We start from the raw sequence: 15,199 nt of genomic DNA, 5'->3' as shown, positions 1-15,199 counted from the left end.
CATATGAAACATTATTCTTTTTCGTGCTTATCTCTTAATTCTGAAAGTTTTTCAGTAAAATTCATGATTTCACGTAGAAGGACGACATCTTTTCGATTTTCAATTTTAAAACGAAAAGTCATTTTTCCTAGCTTCTCACCCACACTTGCTTTTAAGTTTGTTTCAGACAAAGCTTCAAAATACTCTTGTGGATCGTACATCGTATTGGCTGATTTAGCCATTGTTAGCACAACTTCAAATTTATTTTTTTCGATTTTTTCAACGAGAGCATTATCCGCAAATGTTTTCAATAACCCAATTTCTAACAAGTAGGCAACCTCATCCGGATACTCTCCAAAACGGTCCATCATCTCATCTTGTAGTTCTTCATAGTTTTTTCGAGTATCCACTTGGCGAATACGCTTATAAATCTCAATTTTTTGTCTTTCATCACCGATATAATAACTTGGAATAAAAGCATCTAAGCCAAGCATAATTTCCGCATTGGTCTTCGTCTTAATCTTATCGCCACCCATGCGTTTATGGACTGCTTCTTCAAGCAATTGCGAGTAAAGTTCAAAACCAACCGAATCAATAAAGCCAGATTGTTCTGCTCCCAGCAAATTTCCTGCGCCTCGAATTGAAAGATCACGCATTGCAATTTTGAAACCTGAGCCAAGTTCTGTAAAGCCCTTGATTGCTTCTAAACGCTTTTCTGAAACTTCAGATAAGATTTTTTCTGGTTTATACATAAAGTAAGCATAAGCAACTCGACTGCTTCGGCCCACGCGCCCCCTTAATTGATACAGTTGCGATAATCCCATCATATCGGCATTTTCAATAAAGAGCGTATTGGCATTTGGAATATCAACCCCTGTTTCAATAATCGTCGTTGCCACTAAGACATCATATTCATTATTTATAAAATCCATCAAGGTATTTTCTAATTGAATTTCTGTCATCTGTCCATGAATATAGCCAATTCTTGCCTCAGGTATCAACTCTTCCAGTTGGGAAACTTTTTGCTCAATACTGTCTACTCGGTTATGAACGTAGTAAACCTGCCCACCACGCGAAATCTCCCGAAGTACCGCATCACGTACAACTCCATAATTTGTTTCCATTACATATGTTTGGACAGGATAACGGTTTGTTGGTGGCGTTTCAATGACTGATAAATCACGAATACCTAACATTGACATATGCAAGGTTCTCGGTATAGGTGTTGCGGTAAGTGTCAAAACATCAACCTGTGTTTTTAATTCTTTCAAACGTTCCTTGTGTTTGACACCGAAGCGCTGTTCCTCATCAATAATCATTAAGCCCAAGTCAAGAAATTCGACATCCTTGGATAAAAGACGATGGGTACCAATGATTAAGTCCACGCGTCCTTTCTTTAACTTATCCAAAATCGCCGTTTGTTGAGCCTTGGTTTGGAAACGACTCAAAACAGCAATGTTTACACCAAAGTTTACAAAGCGTTCCATAAAGTTATTATAGTGTTGTTCTGCTAAAACAGTGGTTGGTACTAAAACGGCGACCTGTTTACTGTCATTAATTGCTTTAAAGGCTGCACGCATTGCAACCTCTGTTTTCCCAAAGCCAACATCTCCCACTAATAGTCGATCCATCGGGCGCTCAAGTTCCATATCCTTTTTGATTTCACTAATTGAGCGCAACTGGTCTGCAGTTTCTGGGTAAGCAAATCCATTGTCAAATTCTTCCTGGTTAACATCATCCAAAGAAAAAGCATGACCTTTTAAAGCTTGTCTGGCCGAATACAGCTTGATCAGGTCCTCAGAAATATCTTCGACTTGTTTACTTACAGATGACATCGTTTTACGCCAACGGCCATCATTAAGCTTATTTATCTTGGGAGTTTTTCCCTCAGCCGCAGAGTATTTACTTAATAGATTCAGATGGTCAACTGGAACCGATATCGTATCACCATTTTGATATTGAATCGTCAAGTAATCACGATGCATTCCTGATACTTCAATGGTTTGAATACCTAAGTATTTCCCTATCCCGTGATTTTTATGTACAACGTAATCACCAACTTCGAGTTCATTGTAATCTTTTAGACGTTCTGCATTAGTGATATTTAAACGCCGTGTTTTTTTCTTTCTTGCTTTACCAAAAATTTCTGACTCAGTAATAACAACAAGTTTCTCATCAATAAAATTAAAACCATTGTTAAGATTTAAATTCAAAAGGTTTATTTTTCCTTTTTGAATTTCATCAATGGACACCATTTGAAGCTCTAAATCTAGTTTCTGGAGCTCCGAACGTAGTTTCTCAGAAGACACAGCCAAAACAACTGTAAAACCCTGCTTTACAAACCTGTCAACTTCGGTGTAAAAGAGTTCCATTTGCCCAAAGAACTGCTGCATCGAATGTTGATTAAAATTATATAAAGCATCAAACTTTATATTACCTAAGCCTTTTTGAAAATTCGAGAAAAAACTTGCCGGTTTGTGAGAACGTAACTTAGAAATAACATCTAAAAGATAAGTTTGTCCTTCAAAAGAGCGTCCCATACTTTTTTCCGAAACAATAAATTCTGCAAGTTCTTGTTCTGTTTTATTATTGGCTTCGTTAATTTTTTGAAAATCATCAATAAAGATTTGAATATTTTTCGGAAAATAATTCAAAAGAGAGGCTGGCTTTTCGTAAAAATATTCTGCAAACTTGCGTAAATCTTTATGATAGTAGTGATTTTCCGCTGCTGCAATCACTTCTTCAAAATAAGATTGAGCTGTAGGATCGGTTACATTTTGTAGCTGAGTACTTAATTTTTTTACACCTTGCTCAAATTCCCAAGGCATTAAAATAAAATCGCTCGCCGGATATATTTCTACTTGATCCATATTTTCGTGCGAGCGTTGTGTCTCACTATCAAAGGCACGAATCGTATCTACTTCGTCGCCAAAAAATTCCAGCCTTAAAGGTTGAGCTGCATCGAGTGGATAAATATCCACGATATCACCACGTTGTGAAAACTCTCCAGGTACCATCACACGCTGTGTCTTCTCATAACCGGCACTGGCTAATATTTCGAGTAGATTTGTCATCTCAAATTCATCACCTTGAGTCAGGAGGAGATAGTTTTCTTGAAAATTATCAGGGTGAGGCAAGAGCGAACGTAAAGCCATAAAAGGAACGACCAAAAATCCTGTTTGCTGTGTATTAAGCAGGAAATTTAGAGCTTCAAGACGATAGGCTGTCCGGTCTTTACTTGCTATTGCAAATTCAGCATAGACATTGTCATCTGAAAAAAATTGGTAAACCTTCTCATCTTCAACAAGATTAGTCAGTTCATCATAAAGTTCGTTTGCGTGGTATTGATTATCAGTGACAATCACGTACTTATCCGGATTATTCTCATAAGCATTAGCCATAACCATCGCCTGAGCAGTTCCAGATAGACCGGTTAAAAGCGTACGCTCTGCTTTTGCAAAACTTCTCTGCCATGATTGTAAATCGTGGTTTTGATCAAAAAATTCGTTTATTTTCATTGTCCGTTAAATTTATTCATTGCTTGTGAAAAATCATTTGATTCAATATAGAATTTAACTGCCTCTACAGCCTTGTTTATGCCGTCCTGTGCAATTTCTACATTTTCTTTATCAAATTTAGATAAGACATGTGCAACTACTGTTTTTCCATGTTCTGGACGTCCAATCCCAATTTTTACTCGGTTGAACTGCTCTGTTCCTAGATGAGTGATTGTTGACTTTATTCCACGTTGACCACCTGAAGAACCTTTTTGACGCAGTCTCACGCGTCCAATAGCCGAGTCCATATCGTCAACAATGACCGTTAAATCTGCTGGAGCCAGATTATAGTAAGTCAATAAAGGTTGGATGGCGCGTCCTGATTCATTCATGAAGGTTTGCGGTTTTACTAGAAAAACTTTTTCACCATTAACGAAAGTAGAAGCAACTTCAGCCATAAAGGTTTTTTCCATGCTAAAGTTTACACCATAGTCTTTTGCAAGTAAATCAACAGCCATAAAGCCCATATTATGTTTGGTTTGCTCATACTTGTCGCCAGGATTTCCTAGCCCTACAATCATTTTTGTCATTTTTTCTCCTCTTTCCCAAAAATAGCAAAAGGCTGATTCATACAAATCAGCTCTTTTTAGTTATTGTAAAACTTTTTGGCTCATAGGCTTAAACGCTTGGGGAACTATCTTACACGTTAAAGCGGAATTCCATGATATCGCCATCTTGTCCCACATATTCTTTACCCTCTTCACGTAAACGTCCTGCTTCTTTAACAGCCTTTTCACTACCATATTTCATCAAATCATCATAAGACATGGTTACAGCACGAATAAATCCTTTTTCAAAATCACTATGAATGACTCCTGCCAATTGAGGAGCTTTCATGCCTCGCTTAAAGGTCCAAGCACGCACTTCTTTTTCGCCAGCTGTAAAATATGTGGCAAGTCCAAGTAAGTGATAAGCTGCTTTTGTCAATTTATCAACACCAGATTCTTCTAAACCGAGTGCTTCAAGAAACTCTGCTTTGTCCTCATCATCAAGTTCGGCAATTTCTTCTTCAGCACGTGCTGAAATAACAACAACCTCTGCATTTTCAGTCGCTGCAAATTCACGAATTTGTTTCACATATTCAATGTCATCTGGTGCACTTACTTCATCTTCACCTACATTAGCGACATACAGGACAGGTTTTGTAGTAAGTAGGAATAGCTGTTTGACAACTTTTTGCTCTTCTTCATCAAATTCTACTGTTCGCGCAGATTTTCCATCTTCCAAAACTGGCTTGATTTTAGACAAAACGTTGAATTCTGCTACCGCATCTTTATCCTTAACCGTACGTGCGACTTTTTCAACCCGCGCATAGCGTTTGTTTACGGATTCCAAATCAGCCAAAATCAACTCTAAATTAATTGTTTCAATATCTGCCAATGGATCAACGAAAGAATCCTCACGGTTATTTTCGCGCATCACGTTTTCATCATCAAAAGCACGAACCACGTGTACGATTGCATCAACCTCGCGAATATTTGCAAGAAACTTATTACCCAAACCTTCGCCTTTAGAGGCACCTTTTACAATACCTGCAATATCTGTAAATTCAAAAGTTGTAGGAACAGTCTTTTTAGGTTTGATTAATTCTGTGATTTTAGTCAAGCGTTCATCGGGAACTTCAACCATACCTATATTAGGCTCGATGGTTGCAAAAGGATAGTTTGCTGCTTCAGCACCCGCTTTTGTAATTGCATTAAAAAGAGTAGATTTTCCGACATTAGGAAGGCCGACAATACCTGCTGTTAAAGCCATATTTATTCATTTCTCCGTCAAATTTTATAGTCATCCAATTATACCGTAAATCATGAAAAAAGACAAAAAAGCATATTCTATCAAGGTTTTTAAAAGCCCAAACAAAAAGTTGTGACTACATTGTCACAACTTTTTTTATTTTTTTATTGAAATCATTACGGTTCATCATAACGACATGATCACAATTCGTACATCGAATTTTGATATCTGCACCCATTCGAATTATTTCCCAACTGTTTGCTTTTTTTCCCGTTGATTTGATTGTACAAGCATGTGGTTTCTTCATTTCAACAATTGATCCTAATTGATAGTCTAACATTTTACAACCTTTCTACGACGACTTTTTGAGGTCCACCTAATAAAATCAAATACTTGTCAACTTGATTGACATGATAGGCCTTTCTTAAAGCATCTGCATAGAGTTCCATCTGAACTTCATAATTTTTCTTGATTTCTGCAATCTGCGCTTGATTGCGAAAATAATCCGTCTTATAGTCAAACAAGATAATCTTATCTTCAAATTTTATAAAGCCATCACATATTCCTCGAACAATATATTGTTCTTGTGCAACTTCATCTGTTTTCAACATAGAAAAAGGTGCTTCCTTGGTTGTACGCTCCACGTTATCAACCAGGACTTTACCAAAATCTGTGTCAAATAAAGACAGAATTTTGGGTAAATCAATTTTGTTTTTCACTTCATCCAGAAGGTCCATCTGATCCAAGGTTTGTTGGAAGTCGAATAAGTTTGGTCGTGAAAAATCTGCATATTGCATAAAACTATGGGTAGCAGAACCTATTTCGGCAGCTGTAATTTTATGTTGACCAAAATCCAACATCTCCAACTGTTTTACACGTTCATACTCACTTGATGGTAAAACATTTCCCAACTCTAATTGCTTTTCATAACTTCTTTTTTTAACTTGACTAGGAGTTTGAATGCTTGAAAGTTTCGTTGCTGCTACCTTTGGATATTGATAATCTAATATAGCACGCGCTTGTTTTACATCGGATAAGCTGTCCATTATTTTATCAAATTTTTTCGCGTCTTCTGCTAATTTTTTAAAGTCAGGATAAACTGTAAACTTTTTATCAACCCCTTGTAAATCAGCAGCCTTGATTACTTTAAAATTCATCGGTAACTTATGTGCTTTTTGAAGAGCTAACAACCAATGTTGGTAGCCATTCGCAGCTTGACGATATTTAAGAGGTAAAATGCCTTTTTCTAATTTCACTTCCCCATATTTTTCCAGATCTTTTGGTTTGATTTTACCGACCATATAGAGTTTTTTCTTCGCTCTTGTAAAGGCGACATAAAGAACACGCATTTCTTCTGAAAGCATTGCATTTCGCTTCAAATCCTTATTGACAAGATACGGTAAGGTTTCCATTTTAACCAAAGCATAGGGGAAATCGGTCTCTACAGCTGACTCATTTTTTAAATCAGCAGTATATTTCATTCCTAAGCCATTTTCCCGAGTAAGTATCACCGAATCTCTTAGATCTTTCTGGTTGAACTTAGTTTGTAAATTCATGAGAAAGACAACATCAAACTCTAACCCTTTGGACTTATGAAAAGTCATTACTCTTACCGCATTTTGTGGCAACTTAATATTCACAGAAGCAAGGTCGTTGTTTTGTTCCATAAATTTATCAATCATCTTGATGAATCGGAAAAGACCTTTATAGCCCGAACTTTCATAGGATTCAGCCCTTACTGAAAGAGCATGAAGATTGGCTTGACGCATCTCACCATTTGGTAGCGCTCCAACATAGTCCAGATAAAAAGTTTCTGTGTAAATCTTCCATAGAAGTTCATGGATAGTGACTTCGTTTACAAGTTTACGCCACCCTGTAAACCTCTCCAAAAAGGTATCAATCTTTGTTTTAAGGGATTTGTCTATCAGCTCTCCATCACTAAGCTGCAACTTCTGCCAAAACCGGGTATCAGAACCAGCATTCAAACTAATCCTTGTAAGATCATCCTCTGTAAAGTTAAACATTGGTGAGCGTAAGGTCGCCACTAAAGGAATATCATAGAGCGGATTATCTATAGCACGCAAGATATCCAAAATTAAGGTTACTTCAAGAGATTTTAAAAAGTCAACGCGCCCCTCATCCAAAACGACTGGAATATCGTAAGCTTTTAAGATATCTTCAATTTTATTATTTTGAGATTTGGAACGTACCAAAAGAGCGATATCTTTATATTCTAAGTTCTCGTCAGAGGCTATCAGCTCCTTAATTTGTTGAGCAACAACTTTTATTTCTCCATCACTCATTTGTTCTGACTCATCTTCTAAAGTATCTTCTTCATAAAGAAGGAGCTCAGGGTAAAAGTTCTCTTCTAACTTCTCCGGATAGTCCATAAGATTCCCTTGGACCAATTCCTCTTCTTTACCGTAGATCATTTCTCCCACTTCTTCGTCCATCAAATGTTTAAATACCTCATTTGTGAAGGAGAGGACTTCACCGCGTGAACGAAAATTTTCTTTGAGACGAATCAGTTGATTAGGATTCGTTTCATCAGCATAGGCCATGTATTTCTTGAGAAAAAGACTAGGATCGGCCAAACGAAAACCATATATCGATTGCTTAATATCACCAACCATAAAAAGATTATCAGAGCCGTCACCATTTTTACTCAGCAACCGTAGCATCGCTTCTTGGACATGACTGGTATCTTGATACTCGTCAATCATGATTTCACTATATTTATTACGATAAGCCGTTGCGACATCTGGATTTTCTTCTAATATTTTAATTGCAAAATGGGCAATATCCGAATATTCAAATGCATTTTCCGAACGTTTTCGCTCCAGATAGACATTATAAAAATATAGAACAAATTTTTGAAGGGTTTCAGCCAAAACTTTTGCTTCAGGTTGATATTTTTCAATCGTTGACAAATGTTTTATTTTTTCTAAAAAATCTCTCACAAGACCTGGAGCAGTCTTGGTTCCTATCACAGACTTAAAACTTTCTGCTAAAATTTCATCTTTCTTTAATGACCAGCGCGAAAAGTCAAGAGATCTAAAAATTTCCGTAAATTGAAGATAATCTCTCCGAGCTAAACTAGAAAGAAGATGTTCTTGATTATCCACTACGATCTGTGCTTTTTCTAAAGTTTTCCCCGTAAGATTTTTTTCCGTCAGAGATTTCTGTAAATCTAAAATAAAGGTTTCGAGTTGTAAGACTACATCTTGTGAAAATGATTCGGGTAAATCAGAGAATTTTTGATAAAAATCAAAGCCTTTAAGAAATTCATTTTTTAACCAATTTTCAGGACTTTCTGTTGCTGAAGCAAAGTTGTAAACCGTGTAAACCACGCTCTGGAAGCCTTTAATATTCCGATCTCTTGAAAAATTTTTTACCAGCTTTTCAAAGGTCTTTTTATCTATTTTTGCTATCTCTTTGATTTCTGATTGTTCTGAAAGATATTGCTCGACCAGATCATCAAAGACTTCTTGCTTCAAGAGATCACTCTCTGTCTGATCTGCTAGAATTCTAAAGTTTGGATCAATATCTACACGATTAAAATTTTCTCGTAACAATTTCTGTGTAAAGCTATCCATTGTACCAATGTCTGCATGAGGCAGTTTTTGTAATGCCAGTTTAATCCTTTGTTTTTCAATACTATCTTGAGATTTATAACTTGCTTTCTTTAGATCTTTTTCTAAACGCATACGTAATTCTGCTGCCGCTTTTTTAGTAAAGGTTGAAATAAACAAGCTCTCAATATCAATGCCATTTTTTATTTTTTCAACAATTCGGTTCGCCATGACAAAAGTCTTTCCTGATCCAGCACTTGCTGAAACGAGTATATTATGTCCTTGGCTATGTATTGCTTCTTCCTGTTCGGGTGTCAATTTTACTTCAGTCATTTACTGGACCTCCTTTCAACTCTTCAAGAATCTCTTTGCGACTTTTTTGACCGACTTCACGGGCATAATCATTCATATGCCTGCTTGCTTCAAAGCGACAGATTGATTTTAAAGGACAATAGCGACATCCGTGTACATTACCAGATTTATCGATACCTTCTTTAGTCATGACTGGGTTAATCGCTATCTCTCCCTCACGCAGTCGTTCTCCCGCACGAGCATAATGACTTTCGTTGAGCTTGATAAGGCCTTCAAACTCCTCTTGACTATAGACATTATTTCGATTAATGTTAACAACGTCAATTTCCTGATTTACTTTATCCTTATACTCTTCCAGAATAAGACCTTCATAGCGCATTTTTTTAGCTAATAAGGCAGCTATTTCTCCTAAATAATCTACATCAGAAAGGTTGATGCTTTCGTTTTTTAACTGCAGGTAAAGAGCGCCCCAAAGCTTTTGATCAGCATTCATTTGCTTGAGGACATCTAAATAAGTAAGAAACTGTAAACTTGTTCCATCATAAGCTGACGCAAGATCAAATTTATGCTGACTAGATTTATAATCAATAGCACCAATACTATCATCAAAAAATTGATCAATTCTATCAATCCTTCCACGTAAATTAATATTGTCTATAGAAAAATTACCCAATTCACTTTGTGGTAAACCAAAAGCACTCTCGGTTGCTAAAGTCTTCATCTGAGCATTTTCCAAGCCTTTTTTCAAAACAACTGCAGTTTGCTTGACGATTTCTCCAAGATTTGTCCATGTAAATTGTGCTGTTGCATCTTGGGTGAAATAGCGGGCATAGGAAGTGTCAACATCACGTAAAACACTTTCCAAGTGATCATCGAAATTTTCGCTGGTCAAGTTAGGATTATCTAGGAGCTTTTCAAAAACTTCATGAAAGAAATTACCAACGACTTTTGAATTCAAATCTATATTTTCAAAACTTTCTAATCCTAAGGTCTGTTCTAAAAAGTACTGGTACTCGCAATTATAAAAACGTTCAAAACTACTCACAGAAGCATGGATTTTATCCTTGTAAATTTCTTTTACAGTCTCAGGATCCAAGGATACAGGGGCTATATCTTGATCAAGATTATAAATCAAACGTTGAAAATCCGGATTTTCTTTAAGAAGAATACGGAATAAACTGGACCAAAAACTACGTTTATCCTCTACCCCATCGATTTCCTCTTGAGCAAGTAGATGTTCAATTTTCCCAATATTTGTAATGAGAGAACGTGTATTCCCTATATGCGTTACAGTTTCCAGAAGATTAACTGAAGAGACTTCACGTTTAATACTTTCTCCTGCTTTTGTATGTTCAATAAATAACTGCAATAATGCCGAGCTATCATCTTGCGCATTCGCATAAATTTGAGGTGTCGAAAGTACGAGCTTTTCTGTTGCTGAATTGACCAAAGAGACACTTGTAAAGGTATTCTTACTAGAGTTTGTCACATTTAATTGCTCAATAAAACGAAAATCATCATGAGATACATTTTGATTAATAATCGCACGTTCTTCATCCGAAAGTAAGCTAGAATTTTTCTTGATTTTGGGAAAGTTAGCCATTGTCAGACCAATAGCATAGATATACTTATTGGTTCTTGCTTCCACCAGTTCATAGTCTTTTACATTGACAACATCAACATTTGCAGGAATTTGGCGATATTTCGCACCTTTCAATCCAGCTAAGATTAACTCAAGAAATTCGAGCACTTTCATCTTTTGCTCAGCAAAAACGGCCTGAAATTCCTTCAAATTAGAAAGAAGTAATTTCCAAACCTGTTCATATTTATCTGCCAAGACATGATTTTCTTCAACTTCAGCTTGATTATAAAGCAGATTCATATTCTCAAGAACATTGCCATTTTGGATAAAATGTTGAAATTGTTCAAGCCACTTGGCTCCCGTTTTTTCTGAACTACCTTTCAAAAACTTTTGAAGAGCTGAGGATTCACCAAGCATCTCTTCTCTTAGAGTTTCAACCTTCTCTAATTCTAAAAATTCACTTTCTTCAAAAGCAGTGGCAAATTTCTTTCTGCCTCGAATTTTATACTTGTTCACATAGTATTCAAAGTAATCTAAGGCATCTTGGCTAAAGTTTACACCACTGTAAACTTTGCTTTTAAGGAGATTGACCACATCATTAGTACGATAATTGTTCTTTTTTATTGCATAAAGACTTTCTAAGAAAATAATCAAGGGATGCTGACTCATTGCTTCTTCCTGAGCATAGAAAAAAGGAATCTCATACAAATCAAAGATTTCTTGAACTGGTATTGCGTAAGCTTCCACATTACCAACCAATACCGTAAAGTCTTTAAATAAAGCGCCTTGAGCTATCTTTTGACGAATTTCTTTAGCAACGGCTTCGATTTCTGCCATCTGGTTTTCTGCTTCCCAGATTTCAAAATGTTCTTTATCTTTAGACTCTAGCTCAATATTTTCTCTTTCTTGAATAAAATTAGTTTCCAGTTCAATCAAACGTGTCAACTTATCATATACTTTATCTGGTTTTGTATTCGAAACAGAAGAGATTTGAGCAGAAAACTTATTGCGAAAACGTTGAATCATCTCTAGAGCATTCGTGTAAACCGACAAAGAAAAATCTGTCAACTTATAGTCTGATGAACGAGCATAGGTCCCAATGATGATTTCTGAACCTGCGGAATGAAGGGCAGAAATAAAACTTTCCTCTTCAGCAGTAAACCTCGTATAGCCATCAACAATGATTACCGCATTATGTAACACCTGATTAAATTTGCCCTCATTTATACTTTGTATAAAATGTTGAAACTCTGAAAAATTAGCATAAGAGAGATTTAATTCATCTTCGAAACGTGCTAAAATTGCTGATAACTCCATATTTTTGGGACTTTCGGGTAAGTCTTCACAGGTTAAATTTGCAGTAACTAATTCTGCACGCAAATTCACCAACATTTCAAGGAAAGCTGGTGAACTTTGCAAACTATAATAGAGTGGCAATTCTTCTTTAGAAAAAGACTTCAAAACTTTACGAAAAAGCATACTCAATCCAGACTGACTGAGTTCGACTTTTTCATCTGTATTTTTTTCTTTACGATCAAAATAATAAGGAAGTTGCTTAAAACGTGTAACCAAGAGGTCAAAAACGGCTGTATCTGCACCTGATGAAATACGCTCTAAAATTTCCTTTTCTTTTTCAAAAGACATTGAAGATGGAACAATATAATAAACTTTTTTCTCTTCTTTCAATGCCTGTTGAGCACGCTCCAAAAGAAATTGAGTTAGATCTTGTGTAATTTCAGTATAAATGATTTCCATAAAAAAATAGACCTCACTTTCGTTAAGTCTATTCTAACATTTTTTAGTTTGTTCTGACAGGTGTAATAAGCTGTACGAAACTGTCTGTATCATTTTTAGGAAGAAGTGTAAAAGGACGAACGTTTGAAATGAAACGAATACGAACTTCCGGTTCTTTTATAACACGAAGCGCATCAATCAGATATTGTGGGTTAAAGCTGATTGCAATATCCTCACCAGTTTTTTCAATTGCTGTCAACTCTTCATGAACACTACCAACTTCAGGTGAATTGGCTGTTGTAATTACTGAATCTCCTGAAACAGTAAGTTTAACGGTACCATTTGCTGTTGCATTTGATAAGAGACGTGCACGTTCCATTGTACGACGTAAAGCAGCCACATCAAAGACGAGATTTAAGCTATAATCAGCTTCATTAGGTATTAAACGATTCGTATCAGGGTAAGTACCTTCAATTAGACGACTGTAGTAACTGATACGCTCATTACGGAAGAGAATTTGATTATTCGCCAAGGAAATATCCAAATCTTCCTCATCATTAGTAAATACATTTTTGAAACTTTGGATAGACTTACTAGGAAGAACGACATCAAAATCAGAACCGTCATTCTCAAGAGCAAGCAAGCGTTGGCTCATACGATGTGAGTCAGTCGCAACAGCTTTGAGATTTTTCTTATCTGATAAGACCAAATGTACCCCAGTAAAAATAGGACGACTTTCTTGCGTACTTACAGCAAATACTGTTTCTGTAAAAATTTCTTTCAAAAAACCAACATTAATTTTAAGAGGATTTTCTTGTGAAATTTCTTGAATACGTGGATAAATTTCGGCATCCTGTCCTTTTAAAGTAATTTCTGACTTTCCAGAAGTGAGTAGTACTTGTTTTTGTTCTAATTCTTCAAATTCTAAAGTAAGTTCTGGCATTTGACTAACTACACTTTCAAAGAATGAAGCTTCCAATAAGATACTACCAGTACCAGAGATATTCATTCCAGCATCTTTATCACTGGCAGGTAAAAAGTTCTCAATCGAAATTTGACCATTGGATCCTGTTAGTGTAATTCCTTCTGCACTGACTGTAATTTTTAATTTAGTTAAAGCAGGAATAGTAACTTTTGAACCAATCGCTTGTTTAGTAATTTTTAGTGCATTTTGAAAAGCTACTTTGTTAATTGAAAATTTTATCATGATAGTCCTTTTCTTTATTTATTTATATAAATATATTAGTAATAGTAGTAGGTCTTGTGAGTATGGGGATAAGCGCGAAAACATGAACTTTTCTAAGTTTTCCACTGTGTATAAGTAGAGGATAACTCAAGGAAATCTTTTGAAGTTTTCCACAGGTCACTTTTTATTGAAACAGTCGCTTGATGGCGTCAATGTCTTTTTGAACATCGATGTCATTTTTCATTTTTTCTGTTATTTGCTTGTGCGCATACATGACAGTAGTATGATCGCGTCCACCAAACTCATTGCCAATAGCTGGAAGACTGAGTGCCAACAATTCACGAATCAAATACATTGCAATTTGTCTTGGAAATGCAATTTCTTTTGGTCGTTTAGGCCCAATAAGATCAGCTGTTGACACATGATAGTATTTTGCAACCTCATCTTGTATTTTTTTGACTGTCAAATTTGACAAAGGTTGCTGCGTATTACTTTTAAGAGAACGCAGAGCTTCACTGGCGGTATCAATATTGACTACCGTTTGGTTGTTTGTTTTCGCAACAAACTCTACACGATTAAGTGCACCTTCAAGTTCACGGACATTTGAGTCAATTTGGCCAGCGATATAACTAAGAGTTTCTTGAGGGAATTCTAAATTACTGCTCTCAGACTTTGTCTGGAGAATGGCCATACGTGTTTCATAGTCAGGTGCTGTGATGTCTGTCGTTAATCCCCATGAAAAACGAGTCACTAAACGCTCCTCAAGTTTATTGAGTTCTTGTGGTATACGGTCCGAAGTGAGAACGATTTGAGCACCACGATCATGAAGAGTATTAAAAGTATTGAAAAACTCGTTTTGGGTACCTTCTTTATCACTAAAGAACTGGACGTCATCAAGAAGAAGTATATCTAAGTTTCGATATGTTTCTTCAAATTTTGCCATCTGTCCTTTACGTGTTGCATTGACATAGTCATTGACAAAAGTTTCTGCAGATACATATTTAACCTTAGAATGCGGATTATCTTTCAAGATTTCGTTGCCAATCGCATGCATCAAATGTGTCTTGCCAAGTCCAGAACCTCCATAAATGAAGAGAGGATTATAAACATCCCCTGGTTTATCGGCAACAGCAAAAGCAGCAGCTTTTGCCCATTTATTACCTTCACCTTGGATGTAGTTATCAAAAATGTACTTTGGATTTAAGCGCGTGAAGTCCGGAGTTGCTAGAGCAGGTGCTTCATCAAATCCATCTTGTTCATTGGTTTCTTGTTCAATTTTTTCTGAAACTTCTTCTTCTGAAAGTAAATTGAAACGAATTGGTCGATCAAAAATTTCAAACCCAGCTGTACTGATTAGTCCTTCCTGACTCCGCCAAAAATCTTTATGAAACTTCGCACCCACGATAATGGTTGCTACATCATTTTCAATTTCTAACAGTTGGGCAGGCTCAATGAAGAAATCATAAGACTGCGGCTTGATATTTTTTTTCGCTAATTCTTTTACTCTCGTCCAAAATTCTTTTTTTTCTTTTTGGAGAGCCAT

The 15,199-nt window shown here is 36.2% G+C and carries 8 protein-coding genes; all 8 read right to left on the bottom strand.

All coding sequences use genetic code 11. The annotated features are described in order from the left end of the window. Nucleotides 1–11: 11 nt before the first annotated feature. The 8 genes from mfd to dnaA all read right to left on the bottom strand — a co-directional run bounded on the left by mfd (nt 12) and on the right by dnaA (nt 15,199). Nucleotides 12–3,497, bottom strand: a complete 3,486-nt coding sequence (mfd, locus tag lgb_RS00040) for a transcription-repair coupling factor (RefSeq protein WP_064305271.1) — start codon at nt 3,495–3,497, stop codon at nt 12–14. Continuing rightward, nucleotides 3,494–4,066, bottom strand: coding sequence for an aminoacyl-tRNA hydrolase (gene pth / locus lgb_RS00035; protein WP_019293611.1), 573 nt, complete (start codon nt 4,064–4,066; stop codon nt 3,494–3,496). Before pth ends, mfd begins: the two co-directional genes overlap by 4 nt. A 109-nt stretch (nt 4,067–4,175) precedes the next feature. Next, complete coding sequence (ychF, locus tag lgb_RS00030; RefSeq protein ID WP_019293612.1) at nt 4,176–5,291, bottom strand: redox-regulated ATPase YchF; 1,116 nt, start codon at nt 5,289–5,291, stop codon at nt 4,176–4,178. A gap of 115 nt (nt 5,292–5,406) precedes the next feature. Beyond that, the gene (locus lgb_RS00025; RefSeq protein ID WP_019292460.1) at nt 5,407–5,610 is read right to left on the bottom strand and encodes a DUF951 domain-containing protein; all 204 of its coding nucleotides are present in this window, start codon (nt 5,608–5,610) and stop codon (nt 5,407–5,409) included. A 1-nt stretch (nt 5,611) separates the two neighbouring features. Further along, the gene (gene addA / locus lgb_RS00020; RefSeq protein WP_019293613.1) at nt 5,612–9,175 is read right to left on the bottom strand and encodes a helicase-exonuclease AddAB subunit AddA; all 3,564 of its coding nucleotides are present in this window, start codon (nt 9,173–9,175) and stop codon (nt 5,612–5,614) included. After that, nucleotides 9,168–12,491 carry an ATP-dependent nuclease subunit B gene (gene rexB, locus lgb_RS00015; protein ID WP_019293614.1) on the bottom strand — a complete coding sequence of 1,108 codons (3,324 nt, stop codon included), beginning with the start codon at nt 12,489–12,491 and terminating at the stop codon, nt 9,168–9,170. The genes addA and rexB overlap by 8 nt, the downstream gene beginning before the upstream one ends. Before the next feature lie 43 nt (nt 12,492–12,534). Next, nucleotides 12,535–13,677, bottom strand: coding sequence for a DNA polymerase III subunit beta (gene dnaN, locus lgb_RS00010; protein ID WP_019293615.1), 1,143 nt, complete (start codon nt 13,675–13,677; stop codon nt 12,535–12,537). Between the two features lie 163 nt (nt 13,678–13,840). Continuing rightward, complete coding sequence (gene dnaA / locus lgb_RS00005) at nt 13,841–15,199, bottom strand: chromosomal replication initiator protein DnaA (RefSeq protein WP_019292464.1); 1,359 nt, start codon at nt 15,197–15,199, stop codon at nt 13,841–13,843.

It is taken from the genome of Lactococcus petauri (genome assembly GCF_023499275.1).
Taxonomy (GTDB): domain Bacteria; phylum Bacillota; class Bacilli; order Lactobacillales; family Streptococcaceae; genus Lactococcus; species Lactococcus petauri.
Note: the sequence above shows the minus strand (reverse complement) of the source record. Positions and strands in the feature narration are given on the sequence as shown.